Raw genomic sequence first — 22,510 nt, forward strand, 5'->3', positions numbered from 1 at the left:
TGCCGGGCACCGCGCGACGACGCGGAGCCCAGCTCGTTCCGGCCTGCGTCTCCGCATGCGCGCTGGCTTGGACGGGCGTGCTTCGTACCGCGAAGCGCGACTCGACCCGGCCTGCGCGCCTGCATGCGCGCAGGCGCTCGCTGGCTCGCGGCTGGCGCCGCTCGAAAGCCCAGCTTGCCCCTCTGTCCTTCTGCCTGAGAGTTTGGAAGCGCCGACCAGCGCGCTTCGTGCCCCTTCGGCGCCGGCTCCACCCAGGCGGGCGGCCGGTCTCTCCAGAGTGTTTGGTGCTCGTGGTGGTATCGGGCCTGAGCGATTACGGGCGTTTGCGCCTTCGGCAGCAGGTCGGCCCATTGGTCCGGGACCGGACTGCTTCTCCCACCGGATGAAGCGCGTCGATTATAGCCTCCGGCCCGCGCTGACGGACCCGGCGTTTACCCGTTCAGGCGGTCGGCGACGGCGCGCACGGACCTGCGCGGGGCGGGGCGTACCATGGCCACCGCGCCGCGCATCGCCCGGCCTGTCTTTCGAAGGACGCCCATGCCCGACGCCTCCGCCCGAGCCCCCGCCACGCCGCCGGCCCTGTCGACGCGGCGGCTGGCGCTGCTGCTGGGCGGGCTGGCGATGTTCGGGCCGTTCTCGATCGACACGATCTTCCCGGCGTTCCCGGCGATCGGCGCGCAGTTCGGCGCCGACAAGCTGGCGATGCAGCAGACGATCAGCGTGTACCTGGTCGCCTATGCGGTGATGAGCCTGGTGCACGGGCCGCTGTCGGACGCGATCGGCCGGCGGAGGGTGATCCTCGCCGGGCTGGCGGTGTTCACTGCGGCGTCGGTCGGCTGCGCGCTGGCAACCGACCTGCCGACGCTGCTGTTCTTCCGCGCGATCCAAGGGCTGAGCTCGGGCGTCGGCCTCATCGTCGGGCGCGCGCTGATCCGCGACGTGCTGCACGGCGACGACGCACAGCGGCTGATGAGCCAGGTGTCGATGATCTTCGGCATCGCCCCGGCGATCGCGCCGATCATCGGCGGCTGGATCCTCGGGGTCAGCCGCTGGCCGGCGATCTTCTGGTTCCTGGTGGCGTTCGGCGCGGCGCTGCTGGCCGTGGCGTGGCGCACGCTGCCGGAGACCCACCCGCCGTCCGCGCGTTCGCCGCTGAAGGCCAGGCGGCTGCTGCGCGACTACGCGGCGATCGCGATCAACCCGCGCTTCCAGCGCCTGGCGGCGGCCAGCGCGTTCAACTTCGCCGCGCTGTGGGTCTACATCGCGTCGGCGCCGGCGTTCGTGATGGACATCCTGCGGCTCAACGAGCGCCAGTTCGGCTGGTTCTTCGTGCCAATGATCAGCGGCATGGTGCTCGGCGCGTTCGCGTCCGGGCGCATGGCGGGGCGGTTCGATGCGCAGCGGCAGGTCGGCATCGGCTTCGCGTGTTCGGCCGTCGCGATTGCCGCGAACCTCGCCTACACGCTGCTGGTGCCGGTGCCGACGGTGCCGTGGGCGGTGCTGCCGATGCTGCTGAACGCGTTCGGCATCGGCCTGGTATTCCCGATCATCACGCTGGCGATCCTGGACATGTATCCCCACCAGCGCGGTGCGGCGTCGTCGCTGCAGGCGTTCACGAGCCTGGTGCTGAATGCGCTGATCGCCGGCGTGCTGTCGCCGTGGCTGAGCACCCACGCCCTGTGGCTGGTGGCCAGCGCGATGGTGTTCCTGATGCTGGGCTTCGCGTTTTGGCGCTGGGAGCTGCACGCCTGCCGGCGCATGCAGCGCACCACGCTCGGCGCCTCGCCGGCAGTGCCGGAAGAGTCGCTCTAACCGCGCCTGCCCCGGGCGACTTTGAGCGCGAGGTACACCGGCAGCCCGGCCGCGACCAGGGCCGCGCCCCACAGCAGCGCCTCGGCGCCGGTGCCGACCAGCGCGTAGGCGCTGTACGCCAGGGCGGCGGCGGCGACGGTCCGGCTGAACACGCCGCGACCGCGCAGCAGCCAGGCGGCGCTGCCGGCCAGGTACGGCAGCAGCGTCGCGGCGGTCGACAGCAGGATCGCGAACGTGAACACCTGGACCAGCGAGCCGCTGTAGTTCGACACCACCAGCAAGGTCGCGAGCGCGCTGCTGACCAGCACGCCCGTGGCCGGCGTGCCGCGCGCGTCGACGCGGGCGAACAGCGCCGGGAACACGCCGTCGCGCGCCGCGGCCATCGGCAGCTGCGCGGACAGCAGCACCCAGCCGTTGAGCGCGCCGAAGCACGACACCGCCATCAGCACCGCCAGCGCAATGCCGGCCGCGGGGCCCCACAGCGCCGCCGCGGCCGCGGCCATCGGCGCCTGCGAGTCCTTCAGCACGTCCGACGGCAGGATGCCGAGCACCGCGGTGCAGGCGAGGATCGTCGCGATGCCGGCGATCAGCGTGCCGGCGACGGTCGCGCGCGGCACCGTGCGTTCGGCGTCGCGGATCGAACCGGCCGGCACGGTGGCCGCCTCGAGCCCGAGGAACGCCCACAGCGTCAGCGCGACGGTTGCCTGTGCGACGCCGGGCAGCGACTGCGCGGTCGGGTTGAACGGGTGGAACTGCTGCGCCTCGACGAACCACAGCGCGATGCCGCCGAACAGCACCAGCGGCAGGGTCTTCAGCGCGGTGGCGACCAACTGCACCCGGCCGGCCTCGCGGACGCCGAGCAGGTTGATCGCGCTGCAGGCCCACAGCGCCGCCAGTGCCACCAGCGCGGCGCGCACCGGCGTCGCGGTCGCGGCCGGGAACAGCGCGCCGACGCTGCCGGCGAACGCCACCGCGATCGCCGCGTTCGCGCACCAGATCGAGATCCAGTAGCTCCACGCGATCACGAACCCCGGTAGGTCGCCGAACGCGTTGCGCGCGTAGACGTACGGTCCGCCGGTCTGCGCCCAGCGCATCGCCAGCTTGGCGAAGGTGAAGGCAAGCAGCAGCGCGCCACCCAGGGTGATGCCCCAGCCGAGCAGCGTCGCCGCGCCGTACGGCGCCAGCGACGCCGGCAGCAGGAACACGCCCGAGCCGATCATGCTGCCAACCACGAGCGCGGTGGCCGACCAGAAGCCCAGCGGGCGCGCGTGGGTGTCGTTCATGTCAGGGCTCCGGTGGGTGCATCGATGCGGCGCGTGCGGCGCCCGCGGGTGGACCCGGGATCAGCGCGCCGTCGCGGTGCGAGCCGCGGCGCGCTCGAGCGGCATCCGCGGTTCGAACCAGCGGAACGGGCGGTAGTTGGCCGGCGGATCGATGTTGGACAGGGCCACCAGCACGTAGCCGGACTCCGGGAAAATGCGCACGTCGGCGCCCATGCCCGGCGCGTCGCCGCCGTGGCCGAAGCGGCGAAGCGGGCCATCGCCCACCACTATGAACCCGAGTCCGTACCAGCCCTCCGGGATCTGCGGGCGAGTGGCTTCGGCCAGCATCGCCGGCGACAGCAGCGTGCCGTCCTGCAGGGCGAGGGCGAAGCGGTGCAGGTCGTCCACGGTCGAGTAGCCGCCGCCGGCGGCAAAGCCGCGGTGGAAGAGCGTGTCGGCGATGGACACCCATGCACCGTCGCGCAGGGTGTACCCGCTGGCCAGCCGCGGTGCGATCTCGGCTTCGGGCGCGAAGCCGGTCGAGGCCATGCCGGCCGGGCGCAGCACATGCGCGTCGACGTACTCGTAATAGTCCATGCCGCTCGCACGCTCGATCATCGCGCCAACGACCATGAAGCCGAAGTTGTTGTACGCGGTCTTCTCGCCGGGCCGTGCGACCGGTGCCTGCGGGCCATAGCGCGCCAGGTAGTCGGTGTGCGTGCGCAGCTGGTCGCGCAGCGGGATCCACGCGGCAGGCGTCATGCCCTCGTCGGTGCCGAACGCCATGTCCGCCAGGCCGCTGCGGTGGCTGAGCAGCTGCCGCAGGGTGACGGTGGCCGCGACATCGCGGTCGGGGTAGTCGGGCAGCACGCGGCCGATCGGCGCGTCGAGCGCCAGCTTGCCGGCGTCGACCAGCTGCAGCGCCGCGACCGCGGTGAACATCTTGTTGACCGACGCGACGCGGAAACGGGTGTCGGGCGTGACCGGCGCGCCCGCGCCGCGGTCGGCGACTGCGTGCGCCGTGCGCAGCAGCACGTCGCCGTCGCGCGCGACCAGCACCGCGCCCGAGAACAGGCGCTCGGCGGCGAGGCGATCGAGCTCGGCGGCCAGTCCCGACAGCGCTCCGGGCAGCGTGCGGCGCGGCACGTCCAGCGCCTGGGTTTCGACCGTCGCGCGTCCAACGGCGTCGACGGTGGCCCCGACGCGCACCCGCTCGTCGGTGCTGTCGCGGTCGCGCACCAGCACCACGGCGCGATGCGGCAGATCGACCTCGATCGCGACCGGCTCGAAACCGCCGGTCTGCAGCCGCCAGTCCAGCTCGTCCTGCGCCGACGCGTCCGCGCGCGGATGGGCGGCGTGGAACCGCTGCAGCGGCGCCAGCTCGCCGCTGTTGAAGGCGTCGAGCCAATCGGCCAGCACGCGGCCCGCTGCGGAATCCGGCAGGGCCGGATGCTTCGGCTGTGCAGCGGACGGCCCGGTCGCCGAGGCGCCGGCCGTGCAGGTGCCGGGGGCGGCGGCGAGCAGCAGGCACAGTGCGAGCAGCGCGGTCTTCATCGATCGGTCCCTCGTGGCGAGGTCACTGCGCCTGCGCCGCGTCGCGGTACACCGCGCGCAGCAGTTCGTGGAAGTGGTGCACGGCGTTCTCGCGCAGCGGATTGAGCCGGCCCGCCTGGTACGAGCCCGACGCCAGCCCGCGCTGCACGTCCTCGCAGATGGTCAGGTCCTCCAGCTGCACCTCGTCGCTGAAGCCCAGGTCGGCCTCGCGCCGGGCCTGGCCCTCGGCGCTGTCGTCGGGTGCGTAGTAGAAGTCGAACTCGACCCGGCAGCGGTCCACGCCCTTGGGCACCACGCGGTTGGTCTGCAGCCGGCCGGGCAGGATGTTGAGCATCGTGTTCGGCCACAGCCAGTAGTACAGCGCGTCGCCGTCGCCGTAGAGGCCGTCGCCGCTCTCCAGCGGGCTCCACTGGAACGAGTACCAGCGCGCCGTCTCGGTCACGTAGCTGCGGTAGTCGAGCAGCTTGTTGAGCCCCGGGTGGATGTGCGGGACGTGATAGCCCTCGAGGTAGTTGTCGACGTAGACCTTCCAGTTGCACGCCACGTCGTAGCCGACGCGCCGGTGGTGGCCGTAGCGCTCGAGCCCGCGGGTGGGGCCGAGCCGCGCGTCGATGCCGGCGACGAAGTCCTCGAACGGCGGCGCGCCCGCCTCGTCGACGGCGGCGAACACCAGCCCCTGCCAGGTGCGCACCGCCAGCTGCGGCAACGCAATCGCCGACGGCTCGAAGTCCGGCGCGTCGCCCATCTCCGGCGCCGACCGCAGCGTGCCGTCGAGGGTGTAGGTCCAGCCGTGGTAGCGGCAGCGCAGCGACTTCGCGGCCAGGCCGTCGCAGCTGGCGATCGGGCCGGCGCGGTGGCGGCAGACGTTGTGCATCACGCGGATGACGCCGTCGGCGCCGCGCACCGCGATCACCGGCAGCCCGCCGAAGTCGGCGACGACGTGGTCGCCGGCGCCCTGCAGCTGGCACACGTGCGCGATCAGCTGCCAGCCGCGGTCGAAGATCGCGCGGCGGTCGAGCGCCGGCATCGACGCGTCGGTGTAGAAGTGCGCGGCCAGCGCGGTCGCGTGCGACAGCGGCTGAGGGGCGAGGGGGTCGAGCGGGGCGGCGTGGGTCATCGCCGCATTATCGCCGCGCTCCGCGGCGGGCGCCGGCCCCCGTCGCCGCGCGTCTGTCAACGGGTACCGCCGGGGCCCCGCGGTTGCCACAATCGGTCGGCCCGCTTCGTGCGGGCGCATTTTTTTCACGGCGGTCCGCCGCCCGCAGCACGCCAGGTACCCATGTCCGTCAGCAAGCTCTTCGCCACCACCCTCGACCGCGCCACCGTCGCGCGCATCGCCCGCACCATTGCAGACGAGATCGCCGCCCAGCCCGAGCAGGTCACGGCCGCCGTCGGACTGCTCGACGAGGGCGCGACGGTGCCGTTCATCGCGCGCTACCGCAAGGAGGTCACCGGCGGGCTCGACGACACCCAGCTGCGCAACCTCGAAACGCGCCTGACCTACCTGCGCGAGCTCGAGGAGCGCCGGCTCGCGGTGCTGGCCAGCATCGACGAGCAGGGCAAGCTGACCGACGAGCTGCGCGGCGACATCCTCGCTGCCGACAGTAAGTCGCGGCTCGAAGACCTGTACCTGCCGTACAAGCCCAAGCGCCGCACCAAGGCGCAGATCGCGCGCGAGGCGGGGCTGGGACCGCTGGCCGACGCGCTGCTGGCCGATCCGACGCTGGACCCGGCCACCCACGCCGAGGGCTTCGTCGACGCTGGGCGCGGCGTGGCCGACGCCAAGGCCGCGCTCGATGGCGCGCGCGCGATCCTGATGGAGCGCTGGGGCGAGGACGCCGCGCTGGTCGGCAGCCTGCGCACGTGGCTGTCGAACGTCGGCGTGATCCGCGCGCGCGTGGCCGACGGCAAGGAGGCCGAGGGCGCCAAGTACCGCGACTACTTCGACCACGCCGAGCCGCTGGCGCGCATTCCCTCGCACCGCCTGCTGGCGCTGTTCCGCGCGCGCCGCGAGGAGATCGTCTACCTCGACCTCGACCCGGGCATGGACGCCGACGCCGGCCACGCGCAGGGCGAGGGCCGCGTCGCCGCGCACGTCGGCCTGCAGCCGGCCGGCCGCGCCGCCGACAAGTGGCTGCTCGACACCTGCCGGCTGACGTGGAAGGCCAAGCTGCACCTGCACCTGATGCTCGACCTGTTCGGCCAGGCGCGCGAGAAAGCCGAGGCCGAGGCGATCGACGTGTTCGGCGCCAACCTCAAGGACCTGCTGCTGGCCGCGCCGGCCGGGCCGAAGGCGGTGCTCGGGCTCGATCCCGGCCTGCGCACCGGGGTCAAGGTCGCGGTCGTCGACCGCACCGGCAAGCTGGTCGACACGGCGACGATCTACCCGCACGAGCCCAAGCGCCAGTGGGACCAGTCGCTGCACGTGCTGCGCTCGCTGTGCGTGAAGCACGCGGTGGAATTGGTCGCGATCGGCAACGGCACCGCCAGCCGCGAGACCGACAAGCTCGCCGGCGAGCTGCTCAAGGCGCTGCCGTCGCAGCCGATGCAGAAGGTCGTCGTCAGCGAGGCCGGCGCGTCGGTGTACTCGGCGTCGGAGTTCGCGGCCAAGGAGTTCCCCGACCTGGACGTGTCGATCCGCGGCGCGGTGTCGATCGCGCGGCGCCTGCAGGACCCGCTCGCCGAGCTGGTCAAGATCGAGCCCAAGGCGATCGGCGTCGGCCAGTACCAGCACGACGTCGACCAGTACCGTCTTGCCCGTGCGCTGGATGCGCGGGTCGAGGACTGCGTCAACGCGGTCGGCGTGCACGTCAACACCGCGTCGGCGGCGCTGCTGTCGCGCGTGTCGGGCCTGTCGCCGACGGTGGCCGAGAACGTCGTGTCCTATCGCGACGCCAACGGTGCATTCCGCAACCGCCGCGAGCTGCTGAAGGTGCCCCGGCTCGGCGACAAGACCTTCGAGCAGTGCGCCGGCTTCCTGCGCATCGCCGACGGGGACCAGCCGCTGGACGCGTCGTCGGTGCACCCGGAGGCCTACCCGGTGGTCGAGCGGATCGTGAAGCAGTGCGGCCGCGAGGTGAAATCGCTGATGGCCGACGCCGCGTTCCTGCGCGGGCTCAAGCCCGAGCAGTTCGTCGACGAGCGCTTCGGCGTGCCGACCGTGCGCGACATCCTCAAGGAGCTCGAGAAGCCCGGCCGCGACCCGCGCCCGGCGTTCGCCGCCGCGCGCTTCGCCGACGGGGTCGAGGACATCAAGGATCTCAAGGTCGGCATGGTCCTCGAGGGCGTCGTCAGCAACGTCGCCGCGTTCGGCGCGTTCGTCGACATCGGCGTGCACCAGGACGGGCTGGTCCACATCTCGGCGCTGTCGGACACCTACGTCAAGGACCCGCGCGACGTGGTCAAGGCTGGCGACGTTGTCAAGGTGCGGGTGCTCGAGGTCGACGTCGCGCGCAAGCGCATCGCGCTGACCCGCCGGCTCGACGACAGCGTGCCGCCGCCGCGCGCGCCGCGCGACGAACGCGCGGCCGGACGCGATGCCGCGCCGCGCGGGGGCGATCGCGGTCGCGGATCCCCACGGCCCGCACCGCGTCCGACGCAGGCGCCGCCGCCGGCGAACAATGCGCTGGCGGCCGCGTTCGCGAAGGCGAAACGGTCCGACTGACACGCGGTCAGCGCCGCAGCGGAAACGAACAAGGCCGGCTTTCGCCGGCCTTGTTCGTGGTGCGCGTCGGAACGAACGTGCCCGGTCAGCTCTTGGCCGGCGCCGCCGACTTGGCGGCCGGGTCGGCGGGCTTGGCAGCGGGAGCCGGCGCGGCGGCGGTCGTCGACTGCCAGCCGCAGGTCTTGCCCTCGTTCTGCTCCTTCAGCCAGGTCTGCAGCGGCGCGAAGTACTCCAGGATCGCCGAGGCGTCCATCTTCTCGGTGCCGGTGAGCTCCTTCATCGTGGCCTGCCACGGCTGGCTGGCGCCCTTGCTGAGCATCGCCTGGAACTTCGCGCCGGCGGCCTTGTTGCCGTAGAAACTGCACTCGTGCAGCGGGCCCTTGTAGCCCGACGCGTCGCACAGCGCCTTGTAGAACTGGAACTGCAGCACGTGCGACAGGAAGTAGCGCGTGTACGGCGTGTTGCCCGGCACGTGGTACTTCGCGCCCGGGTCGAAGAAGTCCTCGCCTCGCGCGGTCGCCGGCGCGACGCCCTGGTAGCGCGCCTTCAGCTCCCACCACGCCTTGTTGTAGTCGCCCGGCTTGATCGAGCCGTCGAACACGCCCCAGCGCCAGCGGTCGATCATCAGGCCGAACGGCATGAACGACACCTTGGCCAGCGCCATGCGCATCTGCGCGTTGATCAGCGCCTCGTTGCTGACCTGCTGCTCGCCGACCAGGCCGATCGACTGCAGGTACTGCGGCGTCATCGCCAGCACGATGGTGTCGCCGATCGCCTCGTGGAAGCCGTCGTGCGCGCCCTGCTGGAACAGCGGCGGCTGGCCGTTGTAGGCGAGGTAGTAATAGACGTGGCCGAGCTCGTGGTAGATCGTCGTGAAGTCTTCCTCGTTCGGCTTGATGCACATCTTGGTGCGCACGTCGCCGGCCATGTTCATGTCCCACGCGCTGGCGTGGCAGACAACGTCGCGGTCGCGCGGCTTGATGAACTGGGTCTTGGTCCAGTAGCTCTCCGGCAGCTTCGGCATGCCCAGCGAGACGTAGTAGTCCTGCGCGCGCTCGGTCATCTGCTTGGCGATCGCCAGCGACGCAGCCTGCTCGAGCTCGACCTCCTGGGTCGGCGTGCGCTCGCCGGTGTACTTGGCCAGCTGCGCGGTGTAGTCGGCGGCCTTCATCGTTTCCAGCGCGCCGCTGACGTCGAGGCTGCCGGCGTTCTGGTACGGGGCGAGGATGTCCCAGAGGTTGCCCCAGTCCTGCTGCCACATGTTGCCCATCAGGTGCGCGGGCAGCAGGTTGCCGGCGAGCCGGCCCTTGCCGGCGCCGTACTTCGCCTCCAGCCGCGTGCCGGCGTAGCAGTGCAGCTGCTCGTACAGCGGCTTGACCTGGCCCCACAGGCGGTCGGTCTCGGCGGCGATCTCGGCCGGCGTCATGTCATAGCCGGAGCGCCACATCTCGCCGGCGTCGGCGAAGCCCATGTCCTTGGCGCCTTCGTTGACCAGCGCGACGAAGCGCGTGTAGTCGGCGCGCATCGGCTGGGCGATCGTGTGCCAGCCCTGCCACGCGTCGAGCTGCGCGTCGTAGTCGCGGCTGCTGCGCAGCACGTCCTCGAGGTCGCCGAGCTGGCGGCAGCTCTTGGCCTCGCCTTCGCCGGTGCAGTAGGTGCCCGCGCCGTACGTGCCTTCCATCTTGGTCGCGATCTTGGTCAGCTCGGCCAGCTTGGCCGGGTCGCGCGGCGCCGGCATCGCGGTGGCGAGCTTGAGCAGCTTGATCGTGCGTTCGGTCTGCGGCGACATCTGCTGGCCCTCGAAGCGCTTGGCCTGCTCGATCCACGCGTTGAGCTGGGTCAGGTAGCGCTCGTTGGCCTTGGCCGACAGAAGCTGGCTGTCGTCGCTGATGTAGGTCGACGAAAGCCACTGCGCGGCGGTCAGCTCCGGGTACATCGCCTTGTACTCGGCGTTGACGCGCGCGACGAACTCGTCGGCGGTTTCGCCTTCCGGGGCGGTGGTCGCAACGGCCGGTGCGGCGGCGTCGGTCGCGGTCTGTTCCTTCTTGCAAGCTGCCAGGCCGAGGACGGCGGCGGCGATGCTGAGCGCGAGCAACGCGCGGACTGGGGTCATGGTGGGCTCTCCGGAATGCGGGCCGCGCGCACGGTTGCACGCGGAGTCCCGAAGGCTAGAGGGCAGGGCAGGGCCGCGCAACCGCGGCGGTTCCGGAACGTGAACGAGGCCGGCGGCTACCCGGGCACGCGCAGCGCGCGCGTGCCGGCGTCGACCAGCCCTCGCGCATGCAGCCACTGCCACGCGGCGTCGGCGTCGTGCTCCACGTACGCCCGCGCCGAGCCGAGGCGGAAGGTGTAGCCCCACGCGTCCATGTCGGCCAGCACCCGGTCGCGGCCGACGCCGGGCAGCGCGTCGCCAAGCAGCGCCTGCAGCACGCACACGGCGTCCTCCTCCTCGACCGAATCGGTGGCGTCGGTGTGCACCGCGGCGCGGCGCTCGGGCGGCAGGACGATCAGGTGCGCGGCCTCGTGCAGCAGCGAGTGCACCGGCGTGTCGCCGCGCGCGTGCACGCAGCTGCCGATCAGGCCGGCCTCGCACTCGCCCCAGTAGCTGCCGGGAATCGGCGCGCCCGGCGCCACGCGCTGCAGCTGCAGCCCGTAGCGGCCGAGCAGCGACGCGACGTCGTCGAAGGCGATGTCGTCGAGGGTCAGCATCGGAGGAATCGAAACGGCGCGCCCCGGTGTCGCCGGGACGCGCGAGCGGCTCAGGCGGCCGCGTTGCTTTCCGGCAGCGCGACGGAGATGTCGAGCACCTTGTTGTCGCCGTCGCCGATCAGGTCGACCTTGACGGCTTCGGCGTCGACGTTGACGTACTTGCGGATCACCTCGAGCAGCTCGCGCTGCAGCATCGGCAGGTAGTCCGGGCCGCCGCGGCCGGCGCGCTCGTGCGCGACGATGATGCGCAGGCGGTCCTTGGCGACCGAGGCGGTCTGCTTCTTGGCCAGCAGGAAGTCGAACATGCCCATGCCGTCAGCCTCCGAACATCTTGCTGAAGAAGCCCTTCTTCTCGACCGTCGTGAAGCGCATCGGCCGGGTGTCGCCGAGCAGCCGCGCGACCGCGTCGTCATAGGCCTGGGCCGCGTCGGACTCGGTCTCCAGGATCACCGGCTCGCCCTTGTTCGACGCGTTGAGCACGTCGCCGGACTCGGGGATCACGCCGATAGTCTTCAGCCCGAGGATCTCCTCGACGTCGCCGAGGCTCAGCATCTCGCCGGTCTCCACGCGCTTGGGGCTGTAGCGGGTCAGCAGCAGGTGCTCCTTGACGCGCTCGCCGTTCTCGGCGCGGCGGGTCTTGCTGGCGAGCAGGCCGAGGATGCGGTCGGAGTCGCGCACCGACGAGACTTCCGGATTGACCACGACGACCGCCTGGTCGGCGAAGTACATGGCCAGAAACGCGCCCTTCTCGATGCCGGCCGGTGAGTCGCACACGATGTAGTCGAAGCCGTCGGCGGCGAGGTCGTCGAGCACCTTCTGCACGCCTTCCTTGGTCAGGGCGTCCTTGTCGCGCGTCTGCGACGCGGCGAGCACGTGCAGGTTGTCGAAGCGCTTGTCCTTGATCAGCGACTGTTTGAGCGTCGCCTCGCCGTTGACGACGTTGACGAAGTCGTACACCACGCGGCGCTCGCAGCCCATGATCAGGTCGAGATTGCGCAGGCCGACGTCGAAGTCGATCACCGCGACCTTGTGGCCGCGTCGTGCCAGGCCGCAGGCGAGGCTGGCGCTGGTCGTGGTCTTGCCGACGCCGCCCTTGCCTGATGTAACTACGATGATCTCGGCCAAAGCTCTTTCCTCCGTTGGGGCGACCTCAATCAAGGGCCGCTATTTTTAGTTGTTCGTCTTCGAGCCAGATCTGCACGGCCTTGCCGCGCAGCTCCTGGGGAATGTCCTCGAGCACCTTGTAGTGCCCGGCGATCGCGACGAGCTCGGCGTCGAACTCGCGGCAGAAGATACGGGCCTTCGCGTTGCCCTGCGCGCCGGCGAGGGCGCGGCCGCGCAGCGGGCCGTAGATGTGCACCGAGCCGTCGGCGATGACTTCCGCACCGGCACCGACCGATGACAGCACGGTCAGGTCGCGGTTATCGGCGTAGACCTGCTGGCCCGAGCGCACCGGCGCGGACTGGATCACGCCCGGACTCGGCGGCGCGGCGTTGGCCGACGGGGCCGCCGCCGCCGGCTTGGCAGCCGGTTCGTCGCGGCGCGGGGGCGTGGCCTCGCGGCGCGCGGCGGGGGCCGGCGCGGGAGCCGGTGCCGCGACGGCCGCGCCGTCGTCGCGCTCGTACTGGGCGCGGAATTTCGCCAGCAGCGGCAGGCCGAGCGCCTCCGACAGCCGCTCGGTCTCGGTCGTCCCGTAGGCCAGCGCGACCGGCAGCACGCCGGCCTGGCGCAGCCCGTCGAGCAGCGCGCGGGCGGTGGCGACGTCGGGCGTCCGGCTCAGGCCACCGAAGTCGATCACGACGGCGGCGCGGGCGAACAGCTTCGGCGCGCGTTGGACCCGGTCGCGCATCTCGTCGACGAGCTTGGCCACGTCGAGCGTGCGCACGCGCAGGTTGGCGATGCCGACCTGGCCGATCTTCAGTTCGCCGGCCTGTTCGTAGTCGACCGCCACGCTCACGGATGGGTCCCGGTCGCGCGCGGCGCGGTCGGGGCGGCATGCAGGTGCACGCGGGGCTGGGCGATCCACGGCGCGGCCGGCAGCGCGTCGCCGTAGGTTTCGTGGACCCACGCGTAGCTGCACAGCGGCTTCATCAGCATCGCCGCGCGCACGCCGGTCTCGGTCATCACGTGCTGGCCGACCTCGCGGAAGCCGAAGCTGCCGTGGAACAGCAGCACGGGGTCGTTGCTGCCTTCGATGAAGACCTCGCAGGCGATCTGCGGGTAGCGCAGCTCGGCGTAGCTCTGGATGTCGGCATAGAACGCGCGGCCGACGCCGCCGCCGCGGCGACGGCTGGCAACGACGATGCGGTCGATGTAGAAGAAGCTCGGGTAGCGCTCGCGGAACCAGCGGAAGTTGCTGCTGTCGTGGTCGGAGTCGCTGCCCATGCCGATCAGGAATCCGGCCATCGAGCCGTCGCGCTCGGCGACGCGGAAGTACTCGGCCCGCTCGAAGAAATAACGCAGTCGGGTGGCGTCCAGCGGCAGGATCGCGGGGCCTGCGGCATTGTTGAGGGCAAGGACGGAATCCAGCTCGTGCTCGCGCACGTCGCGGACGACGATCGACATTCCACACTCCAGGGTTCGATGCCAGCGGCCACGGGGCGGCCGGCGGGCGCGATTATCGCACGGCCGCCGCGGGGCGGGGCGCAGCGAGGGCGAACGCGCACGCATGACTTATGGACCGCACGGCCCCTGCCTGATGCGGCTAGCATGCGGCAATGCTGGGACGCCTGAACCACTCCCGAATGCTCCGCTACGCCGGCCTGTTCACGTGGGCGATGGTGGGCTGCTGGCTGCTCAACGTCTGGCTCGATCCGAACTACCTGCAGATCGTCCCGGGCGACGGCGCGGCGCTGCGGATCGTCCGCTGGCTCGCGGTATACCTCGTGTTCGGCGCGGTGTACTGGTGGATCACGCGGTCGCTCGGCCAGCGCCGGCCCGGGGTGGTCGACCACGCGCTGCTGCTGGTACTGACCGGCTGCGCGATCGGCGTCAGCTACTACTCCGACACCGGGCTGGGCAGCATCCTGCTGATGGTGCTGGCCGGCCTGCTGCCGTGGCTGCTGCCGGTGCGGGTCGGCGTGGCGTGGATGATCGCCGGCAACATCGCGATCGTGCCGGTCTACAGCGGCGTGCTCGAGTACCCGCTGGTGCTGGCGCTGATCCAGTCGCTGGTCTACGTCGGGTTCTCCAGCCTCGTGTTCGTCACCGCGCTGGTCGCGATGCAGCAGGCGCAGGCGCGCGAGGAGCAGCGCCGGCTCAATGCCGAGCTGCGCGCCACGCGGGCGCTGCTGGGCGAGAGCGTGCGGGTGAACGAGCGCACGCGCATCTCGCGCGAGCTGCACGACCTGCTCGGCCACCACCTGACCGCGTTGAGCCTGAACCTCGAGGTGGCCGGCCACCTGTCCGAGGGACGGGTCAAGGAACACGTGCAGCAGGCCCACACGCTGGCCCGGCTGCTGCTGACCGACGTGCGCGAGGCGGTCAGCCAGCTGCGCGAGGGCGGGGCGATCGACCTCTCCGCGGCGCTCAAGCCGCTCGCCGAAAACGTCCCCGCGCTCGACATCCACATGGACATCGAGTCGCCGCTGACGATGGACGATCCCGAGCGCGCGCACGTGCTGCTGCGCTGCACGCAGGAAATCATCACCAACGCCGTGCGCCACTCCGGCGCCCGCAACCTGTGGATCAGCGCCCAGCGCCGCGACGGCTGCATCGCCATGTCCGCGCGCGACGACGGCCGCGGCGCCGACCAGCTGACCGCCGGCAACGGCCTGCGCGGCATGCGCGAGCGCCTGCTGCAGCAGGGCGGCGAGCTGACCATCGATACCCGTCCGGACGCGGGCTTCTGCCTGCACCTGGTCCTGCCCGCCTCCGCGGCGGTCGTTACCTGTGAAGGAGCCACCCCATGACGTCCAAACCGATCCGCGTGCTGCTCGTCGACGACCAGACCCTCGTCCGCCAGGGGGTGCGGTCGCTGCTGGCGCTGGCCGACGGCATCGAAGTCGTCGCCGAGGCCGGCGACGGCAAGCAGGCGATCGAGATCATTCCGCAGATCAAGCCCGACGTCGTCCTTATGGACATGCGGATGCCGGTGATGTCCGGCCTCGAGGCGCTGCAGGCGCTGGCGCGCACCGGCCAGCTGCCGCCGACGATCATCCTGACCACGTTCGACGACGACCAGCTGGTGCTGGCCGGGATCAAGGCCGGCGCCAAGGGCTACCTGCTGAAGGACGTGTCGCTGGAGCAACTGGTCGGCGCGATCCAGACCGTCTCGGGCGGCGGTTCGCTGGTGCAGCCGGCCGTGACCCAGCGCCTGCTGTCGGGGCTGGAGCACATGCGCAACGATTTCGTCAGCCTCGACCGGCCCGACCCGCTGACCGAGCGCGAGACCGAGATCCTGCGGCTGATGGCGGGCGGGTTCTCCAACAAGGAGATCGCCAACTCGCTCGGCGTGGCGGAGGGCACGATCAAGAACCACGTGTCGAACATCCTGTCCAAGCTCGGCGTGCGCGACCGCACCCGCGCGGTGCTCAAGGCGTTCGAGCTGCAGCTGGTCTGATCCGGCAGGGCCCGGCCCGGCCCGCCGTTCGCGGCGGGCCACTCGCGACCGCACGCGGCCGTTCCGCACCTTCGGTGACCGCTCACCCTGACCAAGCTCGGTGTGCGCAACCCAGTCGCGCGGTGCTCTGGGGATTCGAGCCGCACTCGGTTCGACCGGGCAGCGCCCCCCGCTGCGCGCGCGTCGGGCCGGGTGCGGGTCCTGCACGTCTCCCTCGCGCGAACGTGCACAAAGTGGCGCTTCCCCGTCGCGGAGGCTGCGCTGCACCGCGCTTCCTTGCTAGCATGATGGGTCTGCGCCCCGATTCCTGAACGACCGGGGCCCGGGCCGGCCCTGGAGAACCCTGAATGACCCGTCTGATCGAGATCCTGATTTCCCTGGCGATCGTCGCCGTACTGTTCGTCGCCGTCGCCCTGGTGTTGCCGTCCAGCCGCAGCCTGTCCGAAAGCGTCGAGACCAATCGCAAGATGACGATTGTGTATGACACGGTGAACAGCCTGCGCCGGTTCAAGGACTGGAACCCGCTGGTGCTGCGCGACCCGAAGGTGCAGTTGAAGCTGTCGGGCCCCGAGTCCGGCGTCGGTGCGCGCCTCGACTACGTGTCGGAAGAGCCGAGCCTGGGCGAGGGCAGCTGGGAGATCATCGCCAGCGAGCCGAACAAGAAAGTGGAGTACGCGCTGGTCAACAACGAGCGCGGCACCAACAAGCGCACGGCGTTCATCCTCGAGCCGACCGGTCGCAACAACCGCAACGTCAAGATCACCCAGACCTACGCCGTCGACTACGGTTTCAACCTGCTCGGCCGCTACAACGGCCTGTACGTCGGCAGCAGCATCGGCGACGACCTGAAGCTGGGCCTGGCGCGCATGTCGAACATGCTCGCGTCGGTGCCGAACTACGACTACGCCGACTTCAGCCGCAACGACCCGTCGATGACGCCGAAGGTCAGCGATCGCCCGGCCGAGAACCTGCTCGTCGTCACCGCGGTCGTGCCGCGCGACAACGCCAAGGTGCAGGCGCAGATGCAGGGCAACGTCGAGTGGATCGAGAAGGTCATCAAGGCCAACGGTCTGCAGGCGGTCGGTCCGATCCGCATCGTGACCAACGAGTTCGGCGCGGAGAGCTACTCGTTCGACGTGGCCCAGGCCGTCACCAAGGAAGGCGTCACCGGCGCGATCGACGTCGACGTCGAGGGCCCGGTCGAGGCGAAGTACGTCGAGGCCTCGAAGATCGCCGTCGTGCCGGCGAAGGGCCACATGGCCGGCCTGCCCGTCGCGCGCGACTCGCTGCGCGCCTGGGTCCTGACCCGCGGCTACGAGACCGTCGACCGCCCGTACGAGCTGTGGAAGGCCGGCATCCCGGCCGGCTTCACCGAGAACGGCGAGTACGACGTGGTGTGGGCCATCAAGTAACGCGCCCACCGCAGCATCGCGATATAGAACGCGCCGCGCACTCCGCGGCGCGTTTTTTTTGGGGCGCTGCTACCCTGCGGCGGACCCGGGATTCGAACGGCCAGGAGCGTGCATGGCGATCGGTAACGCAGCGGCAGGGCAGCTGACGGCGGCCGGACGCGCGCTGTTCGCGTCCGGTGCCACGTTCGCCGCGGCCGGCGTCGCGCTGTCGGCGTACGCGGCGCATGCCGTCGGCGACGGGGCGCGCGCGTCCCTCCAGGCGGCCGCGCTGATGGCGCTCGTGCACGGGGCCTCCGCGGCGGCGCTCGCCCGTCAGCGCCCGGGCCGGCGCGACCGCATCGCATTGGCGGCCATGCTGCTGGGCGTGGTGCTGTTCTCAGGCAGCCTCCTCGCTGCGCATGCCCTCGGCACCCCGACCCGGTTGGCGCCCGTCGGCGGCGCGGTGCTGATCGTCGCGTGGCTGGCACTGGCGCTGGGCGCCCTGGCGGACTGAGCGATGGCCCGTCATGCGCGAGGGTTCGACACCGACGCGGCGCACGCGCACCTCGCGCGTCGCGACCGGAAGCTCGGCCGCTGGATGGAGCGGCTGGGGCCGATCGCGCCGGAGCCGCGCTGGCGCCAGCGCTTCGATCCCGTCGATGCGCTGGCGCGCGCAATCCTCTACCAGCAGCTCAGCGGCAAGGCGGCGGCCACGATCGTCGGCCGCGTCGAGGCGGCGATCGGCAGCGCCCGGCTGCACGCCGACACGCTGTCGCGCTGCGACGACGCGCGGCTGCGCGCGTCCGGCGTGTCGGGCAACAAGCTGCTGGCGCTGCGCGACCTGTCGCTGCGCGAGAGCCGCGGCGAGATCCCGACTCTGGCCGAGATGGCGCGGATGGACGAGGCGGCCATCGTCGACGCGCTGGTGCCGGTGCGCGGAATCGGGCGCTGGACCGTGGAGATGATGCTGATGTTCCGGCTCGGGCGGCCGGACGTGCTGCCGGTCGACGACCTCGGCGTGCGCAAGGGCGCGCAGCGGGTCGACCGCCTCGATGCGATGCCGACCCCGCGCGAACTGGCCGAGCGCGGCGAGCGCTGGGGCCCGTACCGCACCTACGCGGCGATGTACCTGTGGCGCATTGCCGACGCGGCGTCCGCCACGGCCGCACCGACCAAGCGCTCGCAGGACTGACGAAGCACACGGCGCATCGCCGGCCCGTTCGCGGGTGGCGCGTGGACCCGCGGCGCTGCCACGGGCGCCGCCCCTGTCTCTGCGCGGGCGGCTTGGGGTGGGCGACGGGTCGCGACGTCACGGCGTGCAGCTGTTGACGCGGTGCCGTCGTGCAGCGAACGGCCGGCGATGGTCCCCGCGCACCCGCTTGGGAAGGCGCGCGGAGCGCGCTCCGCGTGCGCAAGCTGTCAGCGCGGGTGTCCGCGATAGGCCCAGTGCCACGGCTCGTACACGATGCCGTGCGGGTTGTTCCGCGGGTAGCTCATGACGAAGCCGAACCCGGTGGCGTTCGCCTGCAGCCACGCGAACGCATCGGTGGCCTCGAACGACTCCTCCGCCGGCGGCTCCCCCGGTGCGCCGATGTCGAGGGCCAGGCCGGCGTGGTGCTCGCTGTAGCCCGGTGCGGCGTTGACGGAGAGGATCTGCTCGACGGTCTGCCCGCGCGCCAGCTTCCGTTCGAAGATGCCCAGCTGGTAGTCGTGGCTGCGGTAGCCCGAGATCGCCTCGAGCACCACGCCGTCGCGCAGCGCCGCGTCGCGCAGGTGGGACCACGCGCGCGCGGCGTCGACGTGGAGCCACAGGGGGCGCCGGTAGCGGTCGACCCCGGCGAACGCGAGCCAGTCGGGCTCGGCGACCAGCGGCAGGCCCACGCGGTCGCCGTACGCATGGTCGAGGCCCAGCGCGTCGAGCCGCTCCTCGAGCCGGTCGAGCGGCAGCTCGCGCACGTGTTCGATGCCCGGGCGCAGGTGCGCCGGGGTCGCGTCCAGAGCATCGAGCGCGTCGTCGAGCCCGCGCTCGCGTTGCAGGTGCGGCACCAGCGGCATCAGCCCCTCGGGCAGCTCGGCGGCGAGGAAGCGGCCGTCCCGCTTGCGCCGCAGCACGCGCCGCGCGCGGGCCAGCACCCGCGCATCGTGGTTGCTGCGCGCGCGCAGCAGGCCGCCCGGCCACACTTCGATGTCCGGGGTGTTGACGAGGATCCGGGGTTCGCCGCGCATGGGGGCAGGTTAGCCGGCGGGGCCGCGCAGCGCATCCAGCAGCGCCTGCGGGCGCTCGAGCGACAGCAGCAGCGCGCCGCCGTCGCGCAGCGGCAGCCACAGCACGCCGCGGGTGTCGGTCACCAGGCAGAAGCCGCGGGCTCGACCGGCGAGGAAGTACCAGCCGGCGCGATACCCGGGCAGGCCCATGCCGAACGCCTTCCAGCGCGGGCGCAGTTCGGTGTGCTCGGCGAGGTCGACGACGCGCGCGCGGGGCAGGTCGATCGCGTCGCGCGCGACTCGCCGGCGGAACAGCGCCGCCGTCACCGCCAGCACCTCGCCGTCGAACACCACCCGCCGACGCCGGAACGCCCACGCCAGCAGCGCCGTCGTGCCCACCAGGACGCAGGCGGCAAACCCAGCCCCGGGGGATGTGGCGCCGGGGGCCTGCAGCAGGACGTAGCCGAGCACCAGCGCCGGCACGAGCGCCGCCGCGGCCAGCGTCCACGCCGCGGCGGGGGTGGGCGGGGTCACCGGATGCTCGGAGGGCGGCCCAGCGCGGCGGGCGTTCATCGGCGAGGCGACACGGCAGGGCGCGCGCAGCTGGGGCGCAGCGCGCAGCGCTCGGGGCACACGCGAGCGCCCGTCAGCGGCATCGGGCGGCGCACGTCACTGCTCCTTCTTGAGGTACAGCAGCACCACGAGGCCGGTGTGCACGGACGACACCAGCTCCCAGCCCAGTTGGCCGAGCGGGGCGAGCGTCGCCTCGATGTCGGCCGGCTTGATGCCGGACCACTTCTGCTTCACCTGCACGACCTTGTAGCTCCAGCGCTTGCTCATTTGGGGTCCTTGGGGTCCTGGGTCCGGTTCGCCGGCAGCCGGCCGGCCTTGCGCAAGGCGTCGCGCAGCACGTATTCGATCTGGGCGTTGAGGCTGCGCAACTCGTCGTCGGCCCACCTCTGCGCTGCGGCGAGCACGTCGGCGTTGATGCGCAGCGGGTAGGCCTTCTTCTCGCTCATCGACGCGGCCGTCCGTCGCCCTTGGCCCGCGCGACCGCGACGATCAGTGCGACGCCCAACCCGTTGACCGCGACGACCATCGCCACCACCACCGCCAGCACCCGGTCGCGCTCACCGTCGGCCCAGACCAGCCCGGCGGCGCCGGCGACGATCGCGAACCCGATCGCGGCCAGCAGCCGCGACAGGCGCCGCTGCAGCGCGTCGGGGTCGCGCACGCTGCGCGGGTCGAGTCCGTTGACCAGGTGCAGCGCGCCCCGACCGACCATTCCGGCGACCACGAAAGCCGGCGCGGCGCTCACGGCGACGACGATCGGCAGCCACAGGCGCTCGAAGTCCATGGCGCCCGCCTCAGTACAGCGTGCCGGCGTTGACGATCGGCTGGGTCGCGCGCTCGCCGCACAGCACCACCAGCAGGTTGCTGACCATCTGCGCCTTGCGCTCCTCGTCCAGCTGGACGACGCCGTTCTTCTGCAGCTCGGCCAGCGCCATCTCGACCATCCCGACCGCGCCGGCGACGATGCGCGTGCGCGCGGCGATGATCGCGTTGGCCTGCTGGCGCTGCAGCATCGCCTGGGCGATCTCCGGCGCGTAAGCGAGGTGGCTGATGCGCGCGTTGAGCACCTGCACGCCGGCGTCGGCGAGGCGCTCGGACAGTTCCTTCTCCAGGTGCTCGGAGATCTCGCTGGCGTGGCTGCGCAGCGCGACCTGGCCTTCCTCGTGCTGGTCGTACGGGTAGCTGGTGGCCATCGTGCGCAGCGCCGACTCGGACTGGATGTGCACGAAGCTCTCGTAGTCGTCGACGTTGTAGACCGCCTCGGCCGAATCGACGACCTGCCAGACGATGACCGCGGCGATCTCGATCGGGCTGCCGTCGAGCTCGTTGACCTTCAGCTTGCCGCTCTCGAAGTTGCGCACGCGCTGGCTGATCTTCTTCTTCGAGAAGAACGGGTTGTTCCAGCGCAGGCCGTTCTCCTTGACGGTGCCGACGTACTTGCCGAACAGGCTCAGCACGGCCGACTGGTTCGGCTCGACCATGTACAGCCCGGCGAGGCAGAACAGCGCGACTCCGCCGACGACCACGGCGACGGCGGCCGTCAGCGGGGCCTGCGTGCGGATGCCCAGCACGAACAGCCATGCGGCGACCGCGCACACGACCAGCAGCGCCAGCAGGGTCGGGATGCCGGGCAGGGAGCGGACGGTGTTCTCTTTCATGGCGGGTCTCCGTTTGGTTCGCTAAGTGATATCAAAATGATATCTAACAAGCAAGCGGTTTGCGCATCGGCCGACGGGCGGTCGGCGGGCACACCGGGTGTTGGGAGGTGTTGAACCGGGCGCGTCGCGTCAGGGGACGACGCGGTACAGCGGCGCCGGCACGAACTCGCCGGTGGCGTACAGGGCGCGTCCGTCGTCGGCCCAGCCCATCGCCTCGGCCTGCGGCAGCCACGGCAATTCGACCACGCGCGGCGGGCGGCCGACGGCCTGCGACCAGCCGTCGCCGCGCTGGCGCGGGTACAGCAGCAGGTAGCGGTAGGTCATCACCGCGAGCGTGCGGCCGTCGGGCGACACGTCGGCCGCGGTCGGCTGACCCTCGAGCGCCGCCCGCCGCGGTGAGCGCTCGATCGCTTCGGCGCTGGGCTGCGGCACGCCGGCGAGCGCGCCGACGCGGCGCGCGACCTGCACCTCGCGCGTGCCGGCGCGCAGCGGCAGGGTGAACAGTTCGGGCGGCTCGCGCTTCTTCGAGATCAGCAGCACGCGGCCGCGGGCCGCGTCGACGGCGACCGCTTCGCAGTCGCGCGCGCCGTCCGGCCAGCGGAACGCGATCGACCACGCCGGGCGCAGGCGCGCGTTCTCTAGCCGCGCCGGCTCTTCGACCACGTGCAGCTGCAGCGTGCGCCGCAGGCCGCCGTTGTCGCCGGTGTCGGCAAGCAGCAGGTAGCGGCGGCCGTCGAGCTCGAACGCCGCGATGTCTTCCCAGTCGGTCTTCGTGACGCCTTCGATCCGCAGCGTCGCGATGCGGTCTCCGGTCGGGCCGACCGCGAACACGCGCGCCGGGTTGCCGCCGTCGTCGAGCATCCACAGCGTGCCCGGGTGGCGACGCGACGCGGCCAGCCCGCTGATCTCGCCCAGCTGCGGGTCGATCATCATGCCGGCCAGCTGCGATCCGGGCTCTTCCTGCGGCCGGCACGCGGCGAGCGCGCACGCCAGCATCGTGCAGGCCCAAGGCAGTAAGAGGCGGCGGTCGCGTACGCGCATGCACGAAGGATGGCACGCGCCCGACGCATCGCCATAGGCCTTCGCGCGCCGCGTCGCGACCCCGCCGGGCCGTCGCTACA

The 22,510-nt window shown here is 71.6% G+C and carries 23 protein-coding genes and 1 riboswitch; of the genes, 7 read left to right on the plus strand and 16 right to left on the minus strand.

Annotated features, from left to right (window positions below):
* Positions 1–172: 172 nt before the first annotated feature.
* Positions 173–286: riboswitch (glycine riboswitch) on the minus strand.
* A gap of 251 nt (positions 287–537) precedes the next feature.
* Positions 538–1,812, plus strand: a complete 1,275-nt coding sequence (locus D3A60_RS05325) for a multidrug effflux MFS transporter (protein ID WP_119717707.1) — start codon at positions 538–540, stop codon at positions 1,810–1,812.
* On the opposite strand, the gene D3A60_RS05330 is transcribed toward D3A60_RS05325, so the two are convergent.
* Genes D3A60_RS05330 through D3A60_RS05340 form a run of 3 tightly spaced genes read right to left on the minus strand, consistent with a single transcriptional unit; the run spans position 1,809 to position 5,745 of the window.
* Complete coding sequence (locus D3A60_RS05330) at positions 1,809–3,095, minus strand: amino acid permease (protein WP_119717708.1); 1,287 nt, start codon at positions 3,093–3,095, stop codon at positions 1,809–1,811. The two genes, D3A60_RS05325 and D3A60_RS05330, sit on opposite strands and share 4 nt — an antisense overlap.
* A gap of 60 nt (positions 3,096–3,155) precedes the next feature.
* Entirely contained in the window at positions 3,156–4,628 is a 1,473-nt protein-coding gene (locus D3A60_RS05335) for a serine hydrolase domain-containing protein (protein ID WP_119717709.1), read from the minus strand.
* A gap of 22 nt (positions 4,629–4,650) precedes the next feature.
* On the minus strand, positions 4,651–5,745 hold the full coding sequence (locus D3A60_RS05340; protein WP_119717710.1) for an aromatic ring-hydroxylating oxygenase subunit alpha: 1,095 nt from the start codon (positions 5,743–5,745) through the stop codon (positions 4,651–4,653).
* A gap of 162 nt (positions 5,746–5,907) precedes the next feature.
* Here D3A60_RS05340 and D3A60_RS05345 point away from each other — a divergent pair, with 162 nt between their 5' ends.
* Complete coding sequence (locus D3A60_RS05345; protein WP_119717711.1) at positions 5,908–8,292, plus strand: Tex family protein; 2,385 nt, start codon at positions 5,908–5,910, stop codon at positions 8,290–8,292.
* Positions 8,293–8,377: 85 nt separating this feature from the next.
* Here D3A60_RS05345 and D3A60_RS05350 read toward each other — a convergent pair whose 3' ends face one another.
* From D3A60_RS05350 to D3A60_RS05375, 6 genes are all read right to left on the minus strand, one after another.
* Positions 8,378–10,405, minus strand: a complete 2,028-nt coding sequence (locus tag D3A60_RS05350) for a M2 family metallopeptidase (RefSeq protein ID WP_119717712.1) — start codon at positions 10,403–10,405, stop codon at positions 8,378–8,380.
* Positions 10,406–10,521: 116 nt separating this feature from the next.
* Entirely contained in the window at positions 10,522–11,001 is a 480-nt protein-coding gene (locus tag D3A60_RS05355) for a hypothetical protein (protein WP_119717713.1), read from the minus strand.
* Positions 11,002–11,051: 50 nt separating this feature from the next.
* The gene (gene minE, locus D3A60_RS05360) at positions 11,052–11,312 is read right to left on the minus strand and encodes a cell division topological specificity factor MinE (protein ID WP_119717714.1); all 261 of its coding nucleotides are present in this window, start codon (positions 11,310–11,312) and stop codon (positions 11,052–11,054) included.
* 4 nt (positions 11,313–11,316) lie between these two features.
* Positions 11,317–12,126 (minus strand): septum site-determining protein MinD, encoded by an 810-nt coding sequence (minD, locus tag D3A60_RS05365; protein ID WP_119717715.1) that lies wholly within the window; start codon positions 12,124–12,126, stop codon positions 11,317–11,319.
* 25 nt (positions 12,127–12,151) lie between these two features.
* A complete protein-coding gene (gene minC / locus D3A60_RS05370) occupies positions 12,152–12,958 on the minus strand; it encodes a septum site-determining protein MinC (protein WP_231120421.1) in 807 nt (268 codons plus the stop codon).
* Positions 12,955–13,566 carry a GNAT family N-acetyltransferase gene (locus D3A60_RS05375; protein WP_119717717.1) on the minus strand — a complete coding sequence of 204 codons (612 nt, stop codon included), beginning with the start codon at positions 13,564–13,566 and terminating at the stop codon, positions 12,955–12,957. The genes minC and D3A60_RS05375 overlap by 4 nt, the downstream gene beginning before the upstream one ends.
* Before the next feature lie 152 nt (positions 13,567–13,718).
* Here D3A60_RS05375 and D3A60_RS05380 point away from each other — a divergent pair, with 152 nt between their 5' ends.
* The 5 genes from D3A60_RS05380 to D3A60_RS05400 all read left to right on the plus strand — a co-directional run bounded on the left by D3A60_RS05380 (position 13,719) and on the right by D3A60_RS05400 (position 18,145).
* Positions 13,719–14,912, plus strand: a complete 1,194-nt coding sequence (locus D3A60_RS05380) for a sensor histidine kinase (protein ID WP_119717718.1) — start codon at positions 13,719–13,721, stop codon at positions 14,910–14,912.
* Complete coding sequence (locus D3A60_RS05385; RefSeq protein ID WP_119717719.1) at positions 14,909–15,562, plus strand: response regulator; 654 nt, start codon at positions 14,909–14,911, stop codon at positions 15,560–15,562. The genes D3A60_RS05380 and D3A60_RS05385 overlap by 4 nt, the downstream gene beginning before the upstream one ends.
* Before the next feature lie 347 nt (positions 15,563–15,909).
* Positions 15,910–16,974, plus strand: a complete 1,065-nt coding sequence (locus tag D3A60_RS05390; RefSeq protein WP_119717720.1) for a polyketide cyclase — start codon at positions 15,910–15,912, stop codon at positions 16,972–16,974.
* Positions 16,975–17,086: 112 nt separating this feature from the next.
* The gene (locus D3A60_RS05395) at positions 17,087–17,467 is read left to right on the plus strand and encodes a DUF423 domain-containing protein (protein WP_119717721.1); all 381 of its coding nucleotides are present in this window, start codon (positions 17,087–17,089) and stop codon (positions 17,465–17,467) included.
* Positions 17,468–17,470: 3 nt separating this feature from the next.
* Entirely contained in the window at positions 17,471–18,145 is a 675-nt protein-coding gene (locus tag D3A60_RS05400; RefSeq protein WP_119717722.1) for a DNA-3-methyladenine glycosylase family protein, read from the plus strand.
* 227 nt (positions 18,146–18,372) lie between these two features.
* Here the strand turns inward: D3A60_RS05400 and D3A60_RS05405 are convergent, their stop codons facing one another.
* The 7 genes from D3A60_RS05405 to D3A60_RS05435 all read right to left on the minus strand — a co-directional run bounded on the left by D3A60_RS05405 (position 18,373) and on the right by D3A60_RS05435 (position 22,430).
* Positions 18,373–19,179: a M15 family metallopeptidase gene (locus D3A60_RS05405; RefSeq protein WP_119717723.1), complete on the minus strand. Its 807-nt coding sequence runs from the start codon at positions 19,177–19,179 to the stop codon at positions 18,373–18,375.
* A 9-nt stretch (positions 19,180–19,188) separates the two neighbouring features.
* Positions 19,189–19,692, minus strand: a complete 504-nt coding sequence (locus tag D3A60_RS05410) for a PH domain-containing protein (protein WP_119717724.1) — start codon at positions 19,690–19,692, stop codon at positions 19,189–19,191.
* 135 nt (positions 19,693–19,827) lie between these two features.
* Complete coding sequence (locus tag D3A60_RS05415; RefSeq protein ID WP_119717725.1) at positions 19,828–19,998, minus strand: DUF4177 domain-containing protein; 171 nt, start codon at positions 19,996–19,998, stop codon at positions 19,828–19,830.
* The gene (locus D3A60_RS05420) at positions 19,995–20,177 is read right to left on the minus strand and encodes a type II toxin-antitoxin system antitoxin (RefSeq protein WP_119717726.1); all 183 of its coding nucleotides are present in this window, start codon (positions 20,175–20,177) and stop codon (positions 19,995–19,997) included. Before D3A60_RS05420 ends, D3A60_RS05415 begins: the two co-directional genes overlap by 4 nt.
* Positions 20,174–20,515, minus strand: a complete 342-nt coding sequence (locus D3A60_RS05425; protein ID WP_119717727.1) for a hypothetical protein — start codon at positions 20,513–20,515, stop codon at positions 20,174–20,176. Before D3A60_RS05425 ends, D3A60_RS05420 begins: the two co-directional genes overlap by 4 nt.
* Positions 20,516–20,525: 10 nt before the next feature.
* Positions 20,526–21,389, minus strand: coding sequence for an SPFH domain-containing protein (locus tag D3A60_RS05430; RefSeq protein WP_119717728.1), 864 nt, complete (start codon positions 21,387–21,389; stop codon positions 20,526–20,528).
* A gap of 129 nt (positions 21,390–21,518) precedes the next feature.
* The gene (locus D3A60_RS05435) at positions 21,519–22,430 is read right to left on the minus strand and encodes an SdiA-regulated/phytase-like domain-containing protein (protein WP_196778661.1); all 912 of its coding nucleotides are present in this window, start codon (positions 22,428–22,430) and stop codon (positions 21,519–21,521) included.
* Between the last annotated feature and the right edge of the window lie 80 nt (positions 22,431–22,510).

Origin of the sequence: Cognatilysobacter tabacisoli (assembly GCF_003586305.1) — a bacterium.
Classification (GTDB): Bacteria; Pseudomonadota; Gammaproteobacteria; order Xanthomonadales; family Xanthomonadaceae; genus Cognatilysobacter_A; species Cognatilysobacter_A tabacisoli.